The organism is Gryllotalpicola reticulitermitis (assembly GCF_042651345.1).
Taxonomy (GTDB): domain Bacteria; phylum Actinomycetota; class Actinomycetes; order Actinomycetales; family Microbacteriaceae; genus Gryllotalpicola; species Gryllotalpicola reticulitermitis.
This window is the reverse complement of sequence record NZ_JBHSCN010000002.1, coordinates 257,353-275,258: the sequence shown is the minus strand read 5'-3', so window position 1 is coordinate 275,258 and position 17,906 is coordinate 257,353. Positions and strand designations below refer to the sequence as shown.

Genomic DNA, 17,906 nt, shown 5'->3' with positions numbered 1-17,906 from the left:
GGCGCTGTTCTCTGTCAGGTGTTACTCGATCGGTCCCAGCCATGCGTTCGCGACGGTGTTGTGCGCCGACTCGTCGTCGGACGGGTGGAAGATGCCCGCGAGCACGTCGCGGTACAGGCGCCCCAGCTCGGACGAGCTGAAGTACGACGAGCCGCCCGACACGCGGACCGCCTTGTCGACGACCTCGCGCGCGGTCTCCGTCGCGCGGATCTTCACGCCGACCAGCTTCGGGAACCACATGCCGCCGTGGTTCACGAGATTGTCGACGTCGTTCGCGACGGCATGGATCTGCGGCGCGAGCGCGTCTTGCTCGATCGCGGCTGAAGCGATGCGGAATCGGATGTCGGGATCCTGCGCATACGGCTTCCCGGTGCGCAGCGACGTGCGTCGCTTCACCGTCTCGACGGCGAGCTCCAGCGCCCTCGCGCCGATGCCCGCGTAGACCGAGGCGAGCAGGACCTCGAAGTTGGCGAAGATGCCGAAGATGAGGCTGTCGGGGCTCGGGCCCGGCGCCAGCCGGCGCACGATGCGGTCGGCGGGGGAGTACGCGCCCTTGAGCACGGTCGTGCACGACTGCGAGGCGCGCATGCCGACGGTGTCCCAGTCGTCCTTGATCTCGACGGTTCCGTCCGCAACGGCGTCACGCGTGATGAAGCCGTAGACGACGCGGGGCGCGTCCTCGCTCGTCGAGTCGAGCCCCATGACGCCGAGCCGGGTCCACCCGGGCGACAGCGAGGTGAAGATCTTGGTTCCCGTGAAGGTGTAGCCGCCGTCGGGCTGCGGCGAGGCATCCGTCGTCGACCCGAACAGCACCAGGTCGTTTCCCGCCTCGCTGATGCCGAAGCCGAACACCTCGCCGGCGCCCGCCTCGCGCAGCACGAAATCGAGGGAGTCGTCGCCACGGTCGCGCAGCACCTTCGCCACGCCCGTCCACACGAGGTGCATGTTGACGGCGAGCGCCGTCGCCGGGGCTGCCCCGGCGAGCCGCTGCTGCTCGCGCGCCACTTCGGCGAGCGTCATGCCGAGCCCGCCGTAGCCGGCCGGGACGAAGGCCTTCAGATACCCGGCCTCGGCGAGCTCGTCGAGATCCTCCGTGAAGAACGCGTTGTCACGGTCGTAGCGCGCGGCGCGCGAACGGATGCGTGCGAGCAGCTCGTCGGAGAGCAGGGAGACGCCAGGAATGAGTTCGGCCACGCTCTTCAAGCTAGTCCGCACGCCCCACATAGAGTAGAACCCATGCAGCTAAGGACGCTCGGAAGGACGGGGCGTTCCGTCTCCGTCATCGGACTCGGCACGTGGCAGCTCGGCACCGACTGGGGCAACGTGAGCGAGGCCGACGCGCTGGCCGTGCTCGAAGCATCCGTCGAGGCAGGCGTCACGTTCTTCGACACCGCCGACGTCTACGGCGACGGGCGCAGCGAGTCGCTGATCGGGCGGTTCCTGGCCTCGCACCCCGACGGCGGAATCACCGTGGCCACGAAGATGGGCCGCCGCGCCGACCAGGTCCCCGAGAACTACACGCTGGCCAATTTCCGCAGCTGGCTCGACCGCTCGCGCTCGAATCTGCGCGTCGACACGATCGACCTGGTTCAGCTGCACTGCCCGCCGACGCCCGTCTACTCGAACGATGAGGTCTTCGACGCGCTCGACCAGCTGGTCTCAGAGGGCGTCATCGCGAACTACGGGGTCAGCGTCGAGACGACAGCCGAGGCGCTGATCGCGATCGCGCGGCCGAACGTCGCGACAGTGCAGATCATCTTGAACGCCTTCCGGCTGAAGCCGCTCGACGAGGTGCTGCCGGCGGCCAAGGCGGCAGGCGTCGGCATCATCGCGCGAGTGCCGCTCGCGTCGGGTCTGCTCTCGGGCCGGTACACGAAGGACACGACCTTCCCCGAGTCCGATCACCGCAACTACAACCGCCACGGCGAGGCGTTCGATCAGGGCGAGACCTTCTCCGGCGTCGACTTCGAGGCCGGGGTCGCTGCCGCGCACGAGTTCTCCGAGCTCGTCACCGAGCTGCGTGAGGAGTGGAAAGTCGAGAACCACGCGCTGCTCACGCCGGCCAAGGCGGCGCTTGCGTGGGTGGCCCAGCAGGCGGGGGTCTCGACGGTGATCCCGGGGGCGCGGAACCCCGATCAGGCGCTGGGCAATGCCGCCGCGGCATCCGTGCCCGAGCTGGGCGCCGAGTTCAATGCGCGCGTGCGGGCGATCTACGACCAGTACTTCCGGGCGACGGTCCATTCGAAGTGGTGAGGGTGCTCGGGTAGAGGTCAGGGGCAGACGAGGCGGGTCGGTTCGCGCTGATCGGATGCCCGGACCACGGTGTGCGTGTCCATCGGCTTGCCGCAGATCGGGCAGCTCGCATCCGCGCGCCGCACGTCGGGCGGTTCGGGGTGCCCTGCGCCGATGTCGGCGGGGCCGGTGAACGTGCGCACGACCGCGTTCGCCCGCTGATAGAAGCCCCAGAAGCCCTTCGCCACGCTGTGCCTCCTAATGATTAGCACACTAACTATCTGTACACTCATCATATGTCCGATGCAGCCCAGCGGGTGAACTCGTCCGACGATCTTCTGAAACTCGAGAATCAGGTGTGCTTCGCGCTGGCCGTCGCCTCGCGCAGTGTCATCGGCATGTACCGGCCGCTGCTCGAGCCGCTCGGTCTCACGCATCCCCAATACCTCGTGATGCTCACGCTGTGGGAACGCGGCCCGCACTCGGTGCGCGCGCTCGGTGAGGCGCTGCGGCTGGAGCCGGCCACGCTGTCGCCGCTGCTCAAGCGGCTCGAGGCGATCGGCTACCTGCGCCGCGGCCGCGACCCGGAGGACGAGCGCGCGCTGCGGGTCGAGCTGACGCCCGCCGGGCGGGAGTTGCGGTCGCGGGCGCTCGAGATCCCGCCCGCCGTGATGGGCCTGCTGCGCATGAGCGCCGACGAGCTCGGCGACCTTCGCGACGCGCTGCACCGCGTCATCGCGGCGGTCGACACGGTGCCCGCGTAGCGCCCGCCGCGCGCCGCTTCCCTCCCACCCACCCACCCATCCCCGCGCGGCGATGTGTCCGAATGGCGCAACTGTGCCCGCTGTAGGGGGCACTATTGCGCCGATCGGGCACTGTCCACGGCCATTCGGGCACAGTCGGCGGCACCGTTGTGGACAATCCCGACGCCCGACGCGAGCGCCGCCGCACAATTGCCGGATGACCGCACCGCAACCCGACCGTGCGCGTTTGATCCGTGCCGTCCGGGGGCCCCTCGCGCCGATCTCGCATCAGGACCTCTCGCGACGCGTTCGCGCCGGCGACCTCGAGCGGGTGCGCCGCGGCGTCGCCCGTCCGGCGCCTGTTCCGCTCAAACTCGTTGATCGCGCTGAGCGCTATCCCGAGTTGCGGCGACGCTACCTGGACCAGATTCTTGCCGTCGCCGAGACGCGAAAGGGACAGGTGGTGTTCACGGGGCTCGCGGCGCTGGCGATCTGGGACCTTCCCGTGATCGACGGCTGGCCGGGGGTGGTCGAATTGCTGGAGCCTCCGAGCTCGGCGCGACGCAGCAAGAACGGCGTGATCGTGCATCGATCTGCATTCGATGCCGCCGATGTGGTCCCGTGGGGCGACCACTACGTCACGACAGCGGCTCGCACGCTCGCGGATCTGGCGCGCACGCCGGCGTTCACCGCATCCGTGATCGCGCTCGACCACGCATTGTCGCGACGCGCGACCGCGGGGCAACGGCTGACGAAGGACGCCGTTCGTGAGGTGCTCGAGCGCTCCAACAGTGCCCGCGGGGCGGCACGCGCCGAGGCCGTGCTCGAGTTCGCCGACGGAAGGTCGGGAAGCGCCGGGGAGTCGCTCAGCCGCGTCGGGATCTTTCAGCTCGGCTTCGAGATGCCCGACCTTCAGGTGCGGCACCGGCATCCGAGCGGCTACTACGAGGTCGACTTCAAGTGGCCCCGGTCACCCACCCGGCCGCCGTCGATCGGCGAGTTCGACGGCATGATGAAGTACCTGAACGACGACGTTCGCGGCGAACTGGAGCCCGCGGAGATCGTGTTCGCCGAGAAGGTCCGGGAGGACTTCCTGCGTGACGAAGGCAACGGTTTCACGCGGTGGGGTTGGCGCGAGGCTCGCGCGCCGCGCCGCCTTCTGCGCCCGAAGCTCGAGCGGCTCGGCATCCGTGTGGTGCGGCGGCCCCTGATCTGATTGCGCTGGTATGGCAAATAGTGTCCGGACGGCGCAAGTGCGTCCGCTGCACTGGGCACAGCTGCGCGATTCGGGCACAGTTTCCGCCGGCTGCGCGGGCGCGAAGACGCGGCGCGCGGGGAGGGGCGCGTCAGCTCGGCTGGATCTGAATCGGCTCGGTGTCGGGGATCGGGCTCGAGTCCCGGCCGCGCAGGTCGGGCAGGGTGCGAACGGATGCCGCGGCGACGAGCGCCCCGAGCAGAGCGAACAGCGCCGAGACCCAGAATGCGCCCTGGGCTCCGTGACCGTCGATGATGAAGCCGGCGATCGCCGAGCCCATGCCCGCGCCGATCAGCTGGCCGGTGCCGATCCACCCGTACGCCTCGGCCGTGTCGCTGAACTTCACGCTCGACGACGTCATCGCGAACATGGCGGCGAGCGCGGGGGCGATGCCGGCGCCGGAGACCAGCAGGCACACGATCATCCAGATCGGGTTCAGCCAGATGCCCGCGAGGGCGACGCCCACGAACATGAGCGTCATCCGCCGCGCGAGCGCCCACGGGCCGAGCGGGAGGTGGCCGAAGGAGAACCCGCCGATCAGCGAGCCGAGCGACCAGATGGCGAGGACGACGCCGGACTCGTAGCTGTGGGTGGAGGCATCCGTCCCCGTGCCTTGGAAATTCGCTACGACGCCCGCCTCGACCGCGGAGCACGAGGCGATCAGCAGCATTCCGACGATCGTCGAGATGGTGACGACGGGCCGCCCGAGCACGGCGCCGAACCTCCGGCGAGAGCGGGGCACGCGCACGCGCCCGAGCTCGGGGGAGAGGATGAACCAGAGCCCCCCGCCCAGCATCACGGCCGCGCAGAACACGAGGCCGAGCACGGTCGACACCTGTGTGGCGATGAAGGTGATGACGACGGGGCCCGCGATCCAGATGATCTCCTGCGCGCTCGCGTCGAGCGAGAACAGCGGGGTGAGCAGCTGGCTCGTGACGAGCTTCGGATAGATCGTGCGAACCGCCGGCTGCACGGGCGGGTTCGCGAGACCCGTGATGAACGACACGAGGATCGTGAGCGGCACCGACATCATGGCGAGCGCGATGATCAGGATGCCTGCGGCGCACACTGCGGTCGTCACGGCGAGCACCGGCCGCATGCCGATGCGCCCCATCAGACGGCTCGTGAGGGGGCCCGCGATCGCCTGACCGGCCGAGGAGCCGGCGAGCACGAGCCCGGCGGCGCCGTAGCTGTGGTGCACCTGCTCGACGTGAAGCAGGATGCCCAGCGAGAGCATGCCGGAAGGGAATCGCGCGGTGAGCTGCGCGGCGATGATCCGGGCGACGCCGGGAGACCTCAGGACGCTCGAATAGGCACTCACTTCGGTCAGTGTAGCCACGACGAGCGGCGCGGAAACGGCCTCGGCGTCCCGTGTCGGTGGTCGGCTCTAGCCTGTGGAAAGTGGGGACAAGTTATGCACATCTGTGAGTGACACGCCCACTAGATGTGGTGCCCAAGGTCGGGACCAGACCCGCTATATAGTGATCAAGCCAATTCGGGGAAACCAGGGGACGAAGGAGAAAAGTCGTGACAATCACCGTTGTCAAGCGTGATGGAACGCGCGAGCCGTACGACGCGAACAAGATCAATCTCGCGATCGAGAAGGCCGCCGAGGGACTCGACGAGAACATCACCTGGGTGACGCAGATCGCGAGCGAGCTCGAGCTCACGCTCTTCGACGGCATCACGACCCAGCAGCTCGACGAAGCGGTGATCCAGGTCGCGCTGCAGAACGTGAAGGACGACCCCGCGTTCGACACTGTCGCCGCCCGCCTGCTGCTGAAGACGCTCTACAAGCGCGTGCTCGGCGACTACGAGAGCGCTCCCGAACTGAAGCAGAAGCACCACGACCAGTTCCGCGCCTACGTCGAGCGCGGCGTCGAGGAGCAGCTGCTCGACCCCCGCTTCCCCGAGCTCTTCGACCTCGACCGGCTGGCCGACGCGCTCGAGCCGGCAAACGACCAGCTGTTGCGGTACATCGGCCTGGTCACCCTGAACAACCGCTACGGCATCAAGGCGCGCAACGGCGAGCCGCTCGAGGTGCCGCAGTTCTTCTGGATGCGCATCGCCATGGGCCTGTCGCTCAACGAGGCCGACCCCACCGCGATCGCGCTCGAGTTCTACGAGACGATGTCGCGCCTCGACTACCTCGCCGCGGGCTCGACGCTCGTGAACGCCGGCACGAAGTTCCCGCAGCTCTCCAACTGCTTCGTGATGGAGATGCACGACGACATCGAGCACATCGCCAAGTCGGTGCGCGACGTGATGTGGATCACGAAGGGCACCGGCGGCATCGGCCTCTCGGTGACCAAGCTGCGGTCGCAGGGCTCGCCGATCCGCTCGAACAACACCGTCTCGACCGGCCCGATCCCGTTCATGCACACCATCGACTCGGTCCTGCGCGCTGTCAGCCGCGGGGGTAAGAAGTTCGGCGCCCTCGCCTTCTACATGGAGAACTGGCACCTCGACTTCCCCGACTTCCTCGACCTCCGGCAGAACTCGGGTGACCCCTACCGCCGCACTCGCACCGCGAACACCGCAGTGTGGATCTCCGACGAGTTCATGAAGCGCGTCCAGAACGACGAGCCCTGGTACCTGTTCGACCCGCTCGAGGTGGGCGACCTGAACGAGCTGTACGGCAAGGCGTTCTCCGAGCGCTACGCGCACTACGCCGCCGAGGCCGAGGCGGGCCGTCTGCGCATGTTCAAGAAGCTGCCGGCGCGCCAGCAGTTCAAGGACATCCTGATGAGCCTGCAGACCACGGCCCACCCGTGGCTCACCTGGAAGGACACGATCAACAACCGTGCCCTGAACAACAACACGGGCACGATCCACCTGTCGAACCTGTGCACCGAGATCTGCCTCCCGCAGGACATCGACAACATCGCGGTCTGCAACCTCGCCTCGATCAACCTGCCCCGCCACCTTCGCGCCGACGGCACCTTCGACTGGGCTTCGATCGAGCGCTCCGCCCGCCTTGCCGTGCGCCAGCTCGACAACCTGATCGACATCACCATGTCGTCCGTTCCGGAAGCCGACCGCGCGAACCTCAACAACCGCGCCATCGGCCTCGGCATCATGGGCTACACCGACGTCGTCGAGAAGCTCGGCCTGCCGTACGACTCCGAGGCCGCCTATGACCTGATCGACGAGGTCGCCGAGCGTATTTCGTACTACGCGATAAGTGAGTCCGCCGACCTCGCCGCCGAGCGCGGGGCGTACCCGAACTTCGCGGGTTCGCGGTGGAGCCAGGGCCTCGTGCCCTTCGACACGCTCGCTCTGACCGAGGCGGACCGCGGCGTGCCCATTCAGGTCAGCCGTCGCAGCACGATGGACTGGGACGCGCTTCGTGAGCGCGTCAAGGGCGGCGTGCGCAACGCCACCCTCATGGCCGTCGCGCCGACCGCGTCGATCGGCCTCGTCGCGGGCACGACCCCCGGCTTCGACCCCCAGTTCTCGCAGATCTTCAGCCGCTCCACGTCGAATGGCAAGTTCCTCGAGGTGAACCGCAACCTGGTCGCCGCCCTTCAGGAGCGCGGCCTGTGGGAGCAGGTGCGCGAGCAGGTGCTGCGCAGCCAGGGCGACATTCAGGACATCGCTGCGATCCCCGACGAGATCAAGCGGGTGTACAAGACGAGCTTCCAGCTCTCGCCGTACGCGTTCCTCGACGTCGCGGCCCGCGCCCAGAAGTGGATCGACCAGGCGATCAGCCGCAACATGTACCTCGAGACGCGCGACCTCACCGACATGGTCGACATCTACTCGGCAGCGTGGGAGCGCGGCGTGAAGACGACGTACTACCTGCACATGAAGCCGCGCCACCAGGCCGAGCAGTCCACCGTGCGCGTCAACAAGAGCGAAGAGATCGGCGGTCAGCGCAAGGGCTTCGGGGCCGCCTCGGGCCAGGCATCCGCCCCCTCGACCGCCGCCGCCCCTGAGCCCGCCGCCGCTGGCGCGCCGGCTCGCCGCGGGTTCGGCTTCGGCGGGCTCACCTCGCCCGCGACCACGAGCAACGATTCGGAAGGAAAGTAATGGGAATCCTCGGCACCGGTGTCAAGGACGGTCTGCTCCTCAAGCCGATCACCTACAAGTGGGCGATGGATCTCTACGATCAGGCCGTCGCCAACACGTGGTTCCCGAACGAGATCCAGCTCGGTGAAGACCTCGCCGACTTCAAGAAGATGACCGACGAGGAGCGCCACGCGGTCACGTTCCTGATCTCGTACTTCAACCCGAACGAGCTGCTCGTCAACAAGGCGCTGGCCTTCGGCGTGTACCCCTACGTCAACGCTCCCGAGGCGCACCTCTACCTCGCGAAGCAGATGTGGGAAGAGGCGAACCACTGCATGTCGTTCGAGTACGTGCTCGAGACCTTCCCGATCGATCGCGACGAGGCGTACAACGCACACGTCGACATCCCGTCGATGGCCAAGAAGGAAGAGTTCGAGGTGAAGTTCATCCGTCGAATGACGGAGGAGACGCTCGACATCACGACGACCGCGGGCAAGCAGGACTTCATCCGCAATCTCGTCGCCTACAACATCATCCTCGAGGGCATCTGGTTCTATTCGGGCTTCATGGTCGCCCTCTCGTTCCGTCAGCGGAACCTGCTGCGCAACTTCGGCTCGCTCGTCGACTGGATCGTGCGCGACGAGTCCCTGCACCTGAAGTTCGGCATGAACCTGATCCTCACGGTCCTCGACGAGAACCCCGACCTGCAGACGCCCGAGTTCGCGAACGAGATCAAGCAGATGATCCTCGACGCGGTCGAGATGGAAGAGCAGTACAACACGGATCTGCTGCCGGGCGGCATCCTCGGCCTCAACGCCAGTTACATCAATCAGTACGTCAAGTACCTCGCCGATCGGCGCCTCGAAGAGCTCGGGTTCGAGCCCGAGTACAAGGTGTCGAACCCCGCGAAGTGGATGGCGACGGCGAACGACACGCTCGAGCTGGTCAACTTCTTCGAGTCGACGAACACGTCGTACGAGTCGAACGCGAAGGCGTCGAGCTGATCCACGGGGTTCATACCGCGTCACGTGCCTCACGGCCGGCCTCGGGCCGTCGTAGCGTCGAGGGGTGAGCACTCATCCTCGCGAGCACGGCTCGCGCGACGACCACCGCACGGCGACCCATCGGGTCGCCGCCGTCCAGCGGTGGCCGCTGACGACACCCGACGAGCTCGAGGCCGCGCTGCGTGACGGCCGTTATGCCGATGGCGGTCCGGTGCGGCTGCTCGATGTGCGCTGGCGACTCGACCGCCCCGACGGGCGTGCCGAGTTCGAGGCCGGCCATGTTCCCGGTGCCGTGTACGTCGACCTTGAGACCGAGCTCGCGGTGGTACCCGACCAGCGTCGACCCGAAGAGGGCAGACATCCGCTGCCCGCCGCCGCCGACTTCGAGCAATCCGCGCGCAGCTGGGGTATCAGCGACGGCGACACGGTCGTCGTCTACGACAACGCGAAGAGCACGTCGGCGGCGCGCGCGTGGTGGCTGCTGAGGTACGCGGGAGTCGGCGATGTGCGCGTGCTCGACGGAGCCTTCCGCGAGTGGCAGAGCGCCGGGAAGCCGATCGTCACGGGAACAGCCGCGCTGCCTGCGCCAGGAGATGTGAAGGTCGAATACGGGGCGCTCCCCGTCATTCCGCTCGACGGCGTGCTGCGGTTCGCCGAATCGGGTGTGCTCATCGATGCGCGGGCCGGCGACCGCTTCCGCGGCGAGAACGAGCCGGTGGATCCCCGCGCCGGGCACATCCCAGGCGCCGTCAGTCTGCCGACGGTGACGAACGTCGACGAACGCGGCCGATTCCTGCCCGCGAGCGAGCTTCGGGCGCGCTTCGCCGAGCTCGGGGTGACGGATGCCTCGGCCGTCGGCGCCTATTGCGGCAGCGGCATCACGGCCGCTCACGAGGCGATCGCGCTGACGCTCGCCGGCTTCGATCCCGCGGTGTTCCCCGGCTCGTTCAGTCAGTGGTCCAATCACCCCGAGCTGCCGGTCGCGACCGGCGCGTAGCAACCCGCCGGGGCCCGAGCTGCCGGTCGCCGTGAGCGCGTCGCGACGCGCCGGGGTCCGAGCGGCACACTTTTGGCCGAACGGCACACCGAATCGGCGGATTCGTGTGCCCTTCGACGCGAAATGTGCCGCTCGCATCGCCCGACCCCTTGCCGCCGCTCGCTGACGGGGTGATGATCTAGAGACCATCAAGACTGTGCGAGGTCGCAATGAATTCACGCATTTCGACACCGGATTACCTGCCTCGCCTGGGTGCAGGCCGGCACCGTACGCCGCGACGCGGCGCCTGCTTCATGGAGTTCGCCTCGTTCCTGGCGGGCGAACGATGGAGCGATCACCCCGCGTGCACCGATCCGGTGCTCGCCGCGCTCGCGCGCGCCGTCAACGACCTGGTCAGCGACGCGCGACGCCAGGAGCTGCTCGGCGATGTGCCCCGGGTCATCGGGCTGACGGGTTCCCCGACAGACACGCTCCGGGTCGCCGCGAGCGCCGCGATCACGGCGCTTCCGGTCTCGAGCATGCACCGTCAGCACGCACTGGCCGTCGGGCTGCGTGCCGTCGTCGGCGCGCTTGACGACGCGGGCGTGGCGGCACCTGAGCTGCGCGAGCGCGCGGACGCGGCCCTGGCCGCCGCGCCGGGCGCCGTCGACTGGGTCGACCGACACCCCGAGTACCACGGGCGGATTCCCGAGGGCAGGCACGAGAGGGCCGGCCTCGAGATCATCAGGGTCGCCGCGTGCGGCATCGCTGAGGCGTGCGTGTGGGACGCGGACGATCGCCTGATCGACATGCTGCGCACGGCGATCGCCGAGTTCGAGGACGCGCGGAAGGTCGCAGCGGTCGCACCCGTCGCCCCGGCCCCGGTGGCGCGCGAGTTCGTTTCGCCGGTGCCGGCGCCGCAGGCATCCGTTCACGCCTAACGGCGCGCGGCCGGCTCAGCCCGTGTTCTGCAGGCCGGCCGCGACCCCGTTGACGGCGAGCAGCATGAGGCGATGCGGGCGGTCCTCGGCGTCCGCTGAGCCGGTCGCCCTGATCTCACGCAGCGCGCGCAGCTGAAGCAACGAGAGCGCATCGACGTACGGCGACCGCAGCTGGACCGCGCGCTGCAGCACGAGGCGGTCGGCGAGAAGCTCGCTGTGGCCGGAGGCGAACAGCACCTGCTCCCGCGTGAGCGCCATCTCATCGAGAACGAGCTGTGCGAGGTCGTCGCGGTCGCCCAGTGCGAGGTAGCGCCGCGCGAGACGCTCGTCGGTCTTGGCGAGCGACATCTCGACGTTGTCGACCATGGTGCGGAACAGCGGCCACTCGCGGTAGGCCGCGTGCAGCAGTTCGCGGTCCTCGACGGCGGCGAGCGCCGAGCCGAGCCCGAACCAGCCCGTCAGGTTGACGCGGGCCTGCGACCAGGCGAACACCCACGGAATCGCGCGCAGGTCCTCGAGCGACTCGAGCGACAGTCCGCGGCGTGCGGGCCGCGAGCCGAGCGCGAGCAGCCCGACTTCTTCCTGCGGGGTGACACGGCCGAACCACTGGGCGAAGCCGTCGGCGCCGACGAGCTCGAAGAACCGCGCGCGGCTCACCTCGTCGAGTCGCGCCGCGAGCGAGGCGTAGGCGACGGATGCCCGCGCGTTGCGCTCCTGGTTCGACGGCGCCTCGGCCAGCAGCGTCGCACTCGCCATCTGCTCGAGGTGGCGGGCGGCGATGGTGCGGTCGCCGTACTGGGCGAAGATGACCTCGCCCTGCTCGGTGATCTTGAACCGCCCCTCGACGGAGTGCGGCGGCTGGGCGAGCACCGCTTCGTTCGCGGGGCCTCCACCGCGCCCGAGGGCGCCGCCGCGCCCGTGGAAGAGGGTGAGCTCGATGTCGTTGTTCTTCGCCCATTCGGCGATGCGGCTCTGGGCGTCGTAGAGCGCGAGGGTGGCCGACACAGGGCCGACGTCCTTCGAGGAGTCCGAGTAGCCGAGCATGACCTCGAGGCGGCGACCGGTCGCCGCGAGCCGCGCCTGGAACGCCGGCAGCTTGATCGCCTCGTCGAGGATGCTGGTCGAGTTGTTCAGGTCGTTGAACGTCTCGAACAGGGGGATGACGTCGAGCACGGGCGCCGCCGCGCCGAGGGCGTGCTCGGCCAGGGCATAGACGTTGGCGAGGTCCTCGGGAGACTGCGTGAACGAGACGATGTAGCGCCGCGCCGCGTCGACACCGAAGCGCTTCTGCAGCCCGGCGATCGTGTGGAACACCTCGAGCACTTCGTCGGCGAGCTCGGAGCGCGAGGCATCCGATCGCAACTCTGCGAGCACCTGGCGGTGCACCTTCGAGTGCTGCCGCACTTCGAGCTCGGCGAGGTGGAATCCGAACGTCTCGACCTGCCAGATGAGGTGCTGCAGCTCGCCGGACGCTGCGCGCTCGGCACCGCCCGCGCGCAGCGACGACTGGATCACCCGCAGGTCGGCGAGCAGCTCTTCCGGATCGCTGTAGGCGAGGTCGGCGTGCCGGTTGCGGGTCGCCACGACGCGGCGCACGACGAACAGCAGCGCGCGACGGTGCGGCTCGGTGTGCGAGCGCTGCTCGAGCTCGTCGGCGGCGAATCCGCCGAGGGCGCGCTGGCGCACCCAGAGAGCATCGAGCTCGGCCGATGGCGGTGCGTCCTCCGCGGAGAGCGTCAGCGTGCGGCCGATGCGCGTCGCCGCGTGCTCGTAGCCGAGCAGGACGTGCTCGCTCGCGATCTCGGCCGCCTGGCGGGTGATCTTCGCCGTGACGTAGGGGTTGCCGTCGCGGTCGGCGCCGATCCACGTGCCGTAACGCACGAAGGCGGGGGCGGCCGCGGGCACGCGCCCGGCGTCGGAGCCGAGCAGCCAGTCATCGAGGGCGCGGTAGACCTGCGGCAGCACCTGGAACAACGACGTGTCGAACACGTTCATCGCCGTGCGCACCTCGTCGACCGGCGTCGGCCGGGTCGCGCGCAGCGGGCTCGTGCGCCACAGCGTGTCGATCTCCTCGAGCAGCCGGCGCTCGTTCCGGACGCCTGCTGCGAAGCCGAGCCGAGGGTCGTCGTGCTCGGCGAGCAGCTCGGCGATGCGGCGGATCGCGCCCGAGATCGCGGGGCGGCGGGCCTCGGTCGGATGTGCGGTGAGCACCGGGTGGAAGCGCAGCGACGTGACGCGCCGCGCGGTCTCGTCTGCGCCGATCTCGGCGGTGAGCTGGGTGATCGCCCCGGCGAAGGTGTCGGTGCGCGTCTCGGCGCGGCCGGCGACATCGCGGTCGCGGAGGCGGCGGATGCGGTGCTGCTCCTCGGCGAGGTTCACCAGGTGGAAGTAGGTCGTGAACGCACGAGCCACCTGCTCGGCGCGTTCGGGGGTGAAACCGGCGACCAGGGCCTCCGCGGCCTCGAAGTGCTGCGGGTCGTCGTCTTCGTACGCGGCGATGGTCAGCGCGCGCAGCCGCTCGACGTCGTCGAGCAGACTCTCGTCGCTCGCGGCGAGGACGCGGCCGAGCAGGGCACCGAGCGTGCGCACATCAGTGCGCAACGACTCGTCGACCTCGGCCCGGACGGACTGGCGACGACGGGCGGGCGTGGCAGCGGACGCGGCCGGATCGGGCTGGGAGACGCTCACGCCGTCAGGCTACTTGGAGCGGGGGTCGCCACGCGAACTGGCGGATTACGGGCGTGTTTCTGTGTCCGACAGCACGTTCGGCGGGTCGTGGGCGCTACTCGGCGAGCGCTCGGGTGATGCGCTGCAGCGACACGCTCTCGGCCGTGCCGAGCGGCTGCGCGAACAGGCTGATGCGCAGCTCCTCGAGCATCCAGCGGGCGTGGCGGATGCTTGGCCGGGCCGCGGGATCGAGGGGAAGCCTGCCCCCGGCATCCGTGTATCTCGCGATCGCCTTCTGCACCTCAGTGAGCCACACGCGGTCGCGACCCGGGTTCTCGGGCAGCTTCTCCATGCGCCACGCGATGCCCTTGAGATAGCGCGGCAGGTGCGCGAGCTGCGCGCGGCCCGTCGCTGACACGAAGCCGGGGTAGACGAGCTGGGCGAGCTGCTGCTTCGCGTCGGCGAGCGCGCCGAGCAGAGCCATGCTGGTGACCGCGCTGATCGACTTCTCGGCTGCGCGCGCGGCGGTGAGGCTCGCGGCGACCTGCTTGACCGTGTCGAACATGGCGTCGACGACGACCGCAGAGACGCGGTCGCGCACCCGCGCGAAGTCCTCCATGGTGAAGATGAGTCCGCGTGAGCTGTCGCTCGCGAGGACGTCATCGATGACCGCGGCCAGGCAGTCGGCGAAGAGCGCGGGCGTGCTGGCGTAGGGAGCGGTCGCGAGCGCGAGCTTCTCCTGCGCCGTGAGGTGTTCTTGCACGTAGGACGCGGGCGACGGCGTCTCGTTCAGCAGCAGCCGGCGCACGCCGCGCGGGTGCAGCTGCTCCTGCTCGGCAGGCGTCGCGAGGATGCGCAGCGCGACCTTCCCGCGCTCGTCGACCAGGGCGGGGTAGCCGCGCACCGTGTTCTGGAAACCGCCGACCGTCGTGTCGACCTGGCGGGGCAGCTCGCGCATGTCCCACTCGGGCACGTCAGCCCGCTCGAGCGCGTTCGGAACGCGCGCGGTCGCGACGGCCGCAACCGAGTCGCGCGCCTTGCCCGCGAAGCGCTTCTGCACCTCGGCCAGGTCTTTCGACGCACCGAGGCGCTTGCCGCGCTGATCGATGACGGCGAAGGTCGGTCTCAGGTGCGCGGGAACGCGCTCGAGGTCGAAGTCGTCCGCGTCGACGGGCGCGTAGCTGAGCCTCTTGATCGCGGCGCCGACCACCTCGGTGAAGGGCTTCCCGTCGGGGGAGTCGGGCAGCTCGCCGACGATCCTCGTGGCCCAATCGGCCGCGGGCACGACCGAGCGCCGCAGCGCCTTCGGCAGGGATCGGATCATCGCGGTCACGAGCTCGACACGCAGCCCGGGCACCTGCCAGTCGAAGCCCTCGGGCGAGAGCCGGGCGAGCAGCGGCAGTGGCACGGTCACCGTGACGCCGTCGTCGGCCGCACCCGGTTCGAAGCGATAGCTGAGCTGGAACCGCTGGTCGCCCTGGCGCCAGATCGTCGGGAAGGCGGTGTGATCGACGAGCTCGTCGGCGGATTCCTCGCCGAGAAGCATCCGCTCGGTCATCGTGAGCAGGTCGGGGTGCTCCTGCCGCTCTTCGCGCCACCACCGCTCGAAGCCGCGCGTGTCGGTCACGTCGCGCGGCACGTGCTCGTCATAGAAGGCGAACACCGCCTCGTCACCGTCGAGGATGTCGCGCCGCCGCGTCTTCTCCTCCAGCTGAGCGAGGCGCTTCAGGAGCGCGCGGTTCTTGCGGTCGAACTCGAACAGTGGGCCCTTGCGCTCGCCCGGCCACTCGCCCTCGACCAGTCCGTGCCGGAGGAAAAGCGTGCGCGCGAACGGCGCGTCGATGCGCGCGAACTGCACGCGCCGCCGCTCGATGATCGGCACGCCGTACAGCGTGACCTTCTCGTAGGCGACGGCCGCGCCCTGGCTTTTCTCCCAGTGGGGCTCCGAGTACTGCCTCTTGAGCAGCACATCGCCGGCGATCGGCTCGGCCCACGCGGGGTCGATCGCGGCGTTCACCCGCGCGAACAGACGACTCGTCTCGACGAGCTCGGCGCTCATCAGCGCGGGAGGCTGCTTCTTCGCGAGGGCACTGCCCGGGAAGACGACGAAGCGCGTGCCGCGAGCGCCCGCGTAGTCGCGTTTCTGCAGATCGCGCAGCCCGAGGTGCGAGAGCAGCCCCGCGAGCAGTGACTTGTGAATGCCGTCTGCGAGCACCCCGGGATCCTGGGCCTCGGGACGCGCCTCGGCACGAGGCTCGGCGCGACGGCCAGCGGCGCCCCCTCCCTCAGGCGGCAGCGCTCGCCGCAGCTGCCGGTACACGTCCTGCCATTCGCGCACGCGCAGGTAATTCAGGAATTCGGCTTTGCAGAGGCGGCGGAATGCCGAGCTCGACAGCTCGCGCTGCTTCTCCTCCAGGTGGTTCCAGAGGTTCAGCAGTGTGAGGAAGTCGCTCGTCGGGTCGACGAAGCGTGCGTGCAGCTGGTCGGCGGTGCCGCGGCGCTCGACCGGCCGCTCGCGCGGATCCTGGATGGTGAGACCCGCGACGATCGCCATCACCTCGTGGGTCGTGCCGTGGCGCCGGCTCTCGATCACCATGCGCGCGAACCGCGGGTCGATCGGCAGGCGCGAGAGCTCGCGGCCGACGCGGGTGAGGCGCGCGCGATTCGCGTCCGGCGACGACCCAGTGGGTCGTCGTGCGTCGCGCGCCGAGCGAGCTGCGCTCGCGAGGGATCTGTTCGTCACGGCCCCCAGCTCGGACAACAGATCGAGACCGTCCTTGACGCCCCGGGGATCGGGTTTGGTGAGGAACGGGAATCCGTCGATATCGCCCAAGTCGAGCGAGATCATCTGCAAGATGACCGCGGCAAGGTTCGTGCGGAGGATCTCAGGCTCGGTGAACGTCGGCCGCTTCGCGAAGTCGTCTTCCGAGTAGAGCCGGATCGCGATGCCGTCGCTCGTACGACCCGCGCGCCCGCTGCGCTGCGTCGCGGAGGCCTGACTGATCGCCTCGATCGGCAGCCGCTGCACCTTGGCGCGCGTCGAGTACCGCGAGATGCGGGCGGTGCCCGTGTCGATCACGTATTTGATGCCGGGGACCGTGAGGCTCGTCTCCGCCACGTTCGTCGCGAGGACGATGCGGCGACGGATCCCTGGCCGCGAGCTCGGCTCGAACACCCGGTGCTGCTCGGCGGCGCTGAGGCGCCCGTAAAGGGGCAGCACATCGGTGCTGTCGGCCTTCCCGTGGCGCGCGAGGTGGCCGCGCACGGCATCCGCCGCGTCCCTGATCTCGTTCTCGCCGGAGAAGAACACGAGCACATCGCCGGACTTCTCGCGGCCGAGCTCATCGAGGGCGTCGACGATGGCCTGATTCATGTCGCGATCCGCCTGGGCCGCCCCGCCGTCGACGTCCTCATCGTCGACCTCGTCCGCGACAAGCGGTCGGTACCGCACCTCGACCGGATAGGTGCGCCCCGACACCTCGACGATCGGCGCAGGCGTGCCGTCGGCGGCCGCGAAGTGCTTCGCGAACGACTCGGGGTCGATGGTCGCCGAGGTGATGATCACCTTGAGGTCGGGGCGCCGGGGCAGCAGACGCGCCAGGTAACCGAGCAGGAAGTCGATGTTGAGGCTGCGCTCGTGCGCCTCGTCGATGATGATCGTGTCGTAGGCGCTCAGCTCACGGTCCCGATGCATTTCGTTGAGGAGGATGCCGTCGGTCATCAGTTTGATGCGCGTCGTCGCGCTCACCTGGTCGGTGAACCGCACCTTGTAACCGACGGTCTCGCCCACGGACTCACCGAGCTCATCGGCGATGCGTTCGGCGATCGTTCGCGCCGCGAGGCGCCGCGGCTGGGTGTGCCCGATGCGCTCGCGGCCGATGCTGAGCGCGATCTTCGGCAGCTGCGTGGTCTTGCCCGAGCCTGTCTCACCGGCGACGATCACGACCTGGTGATCTCGAATCGCCGCCGCGATCTCATCGCGCTTCCGGCTGACGGGGAGCTCGTCAGGAAAGGTGATCTGGGGAAGGGTCTGCGGCTCGGGCATGCGCCCTCCAGTCTCCCACGGGTGGTACGCCG

The 17,906-nt window shown here is 69.1% G+C and carries 12 protein-coding genes; 7 read left to right on the top strand and 5 right to left on the bottom strand.

The window, feature by feature from the left end; translation table 11 throughout:
- Positions 1-21: 21 nt before the first annotated feature.
- On the bottom strand, positions 22-1,194 hold the full coding sequence (locus ACFOYW_RS01730) for an acyl-CoA dehydrogenase family protein (RefSeq protein WP_390226861.1): 1,173 nt from the start codon (positions 1,192-1,194) through the stop codon (positions 22-24).
- Positions 1,195-1,236: 42 nt separating this feature from the next.
- On the opposite strand from ACFOYW_RS01730, the gene ACFOYW_RS01725 reads away from it, so the two are divergent.
- Entirely contained in the window at positions 1,237-2,253 is a 1,017-nt protein-coding gene (locus ACFOYW_RS01725) for an aldo/keto reductase (protein ID WP_390226860.1), read from the top strand.
- A gap of 17 nt (positions 2,254-2,270) precedes the next feature.
- Here the strand turns inward: ACFOYW_RS01725 and ACFOYW_RS01720 are convergent, their stop codons facing one another.
- Positions 2,271-2,480 (bottom strand): hypothetical protein, encoded by a 210-nt coding sequence (locus ACFOYW_RS01720; RefSeq protein ID WP_390226859.1) that lies wholly within the window; start codon positions 2,478-2,480, stop codon positions 2,271-2,273.
- 48 nt (positions 2,481-2,528) lie between these two features.
- On the opposite strand from ACFOYW_RS01720, the gene ACFOYW_RS01715 reads away from it, so the two are divergent.
- Both ACFOYW_RS01715 and ACFOYW_RS01710 read left to right on the top strand, forming a co-directional pair.
- Positions 2,529-2,996: a MarR family winged helix-turn-helix transcriptional regulator gene (locus ACFOYW_RS01715; RefSeq protein ID WP_390226858.1), complete on the top strand. Its 468-nt coding sequence runs from the start codon at positions 2,529-2,531 to the stop codon at positions 2,994-2,996.
- A 196-nt stretch (positions 2,997-3,192) separates the two neighbouring features.
- Positions 3,193-4,191 carry a type IV toxin-antitoxin system AbiEi family antitoxin domain-containing protein gene (locus tag ACFOYW_RS01710; protein WP_390226857.1) on the top strand — a complete coding sequence of 333 codons (999 nt, stop codon included), beginning with the start codon at positions 3,193-3,195 and terminating at the stop codon, positions 4,189-4,191.
- Between the two features lie 130 nt (positions 4,192-4,321).
- On the opposite strand, the gene ACFOYW_RS01705 is transcribed toward ACFOYW_RS01710, so the two are convergent.
- Positions 4,322-5,551: an MFS transporter gene (locus ACFOYW_RS01705; RefSeq protein ID WP_390226856.1), complete on the bottom strand. Its 1,230-nt coding sequence runs from the start codon at positions 5,549-5,551 to the stop codon at positions 4,322-4,324.
- A gap of 206 nt (positions 5,552-5,757) precedes the next feature.
- Between ACFOYW_RS01705 and ACFOYW_RS01700 the strand changes: the two genes are divergently transcribed.
- The 4 genes from ACFOYW_RS01700 (at position 5,758) to ACFOYW_RS01685 (ending at position 11,162) form a co-directional block, all read left to right on the top strand.
- Positions 5,758-8,262: a ribonucleoside-diphosphate reductase subunit alpha gene (locus ACFOYW_RS01700; RefSeq protein ID WP_390226855.1), complete on the top strand. Its 2,505-nt coding sequence runs from the start codon at positions 5,758-5,760 to the stop codon at positions 8,260-8,262.
- Positions 8,262-9,245 (top strand): ribonucleotide-diphosphate reductase subunit beta, encoded by a 984-nt coding sequence (locus tag ACFOYW_RS01695; protein ID WP_390226854.1) that lies wholly within the window; start codon positions 8,262-8,264, stop codon positions 9,243-9,245. The genes ACFOYW_RS01700 and ACFOYW_RS01695 overlap by 1 nt, the downstream gene beginning before the upstream one ends.
- 64 nt (positions 9,246-9,309) lie before the next feature.
- Positions 9,310-10,242 carry a sulfurtransferase gene (locus ACFOYW_RS01690; protein WP_390226853.1) on the top strand — a complete coding sequence of 311 codons (933 nt, stop codon included), beginning with the start codon at positions 9,310-9,312 and terminating at the stop codon, positions 10,240-10,242.
- A gap of 293 nt (positions 10,243-10,535) precedes the next feature.
- A complete protein-coding gene (locus tag ACFOYW_RS01685) occupies positions 10,536-11,162 on the top strand; it encodes a hypothetical protein (protein ID WP_390226852.1) in 627 nt (208 codons plus the stop codon).
- Positions 11,163-11,177: 15 nt separating this feature from the next.
- On the opposite strand, the gene ACFOYW_RS01680 is transcribed toward ACFOYW_RS01685, so the two are convergent.
- Both ACFOYW_RS01680 and hrpA read right to left on the bottom strand, forming a co-directional pair.
- Complete coding sequence (locus tag ACFOYW_RS01680) at positions 11,178-13,850, bottom strand: phosphoenolpyruvate carboxylase (protein ID WP_390226850.1); 2,673 nt, start codon at positions 13,848-13,850, stop codon at positions 11,178-11,180.
- 94 nt (positions 13,851-13,944) lie between these two features.
- On the bottom strand, positions 13,945-17,874 hold the full coding sequence (gene hrpA / locus ACFOYW_RS01675) for an ATP-dependent RNA helicase HrpA (protein ID WP_390226849.1): 3,930 nt from the start codon (positions 17,872-17,874) through the stop codon (positions 13,945-13,947).
- Positions 17,875-17,906 lie beyond the last annotated feature (32 nt).

Excerpts from the sequence above, each read along its gene's own strand:
- ACFOYW_RS01725 (WP_390226860.1), top strand. The coding sequence starts at position 1,237 with ATGCAGCTAAGGACGCTCGGAAGGACGGGGCGTTCCGTCTCCGTCATC.
- ACFOYW_RS01715 (WP_390226858.1), top strand. The coding sequence starts at position 2,529 with ATGTCCGATGCAGCCCAGCGGGTGAACTCGTCCGACGATCTTCTGAAA.
- ACFOYW_RS01710 (WP_390226857.1), top strand. The coding sequence starts at position 3,193 with ATGACCGCACCGCAACCCGACCGTGCGCGTTTGATCCGTGCCGTCCGG.
- ACFOYW_RS01695 (WP_390226854.1), top strand. The coding sequence starts at position 8,262 with ATGGGAATCCTCGGCACCGGTGTCAAGGACGGTCTGCTCCTCAAGCCG.
- ACFOYW_RS01685 (WP_390226852.1), top strand. The coding sequence starts at position 10,536 with ATGGAGTTCGCCTCGTTCCTGGCGGGCGAACGATGGAGCGATCACCCC.
- hrpA (WP_390226849.1), bottom strand. The coding sequence starts at position 17,874 with ATGCCCGAGCCGCAGACCCTTCCCCAGATCACCTTTCCTGACGAGCTC.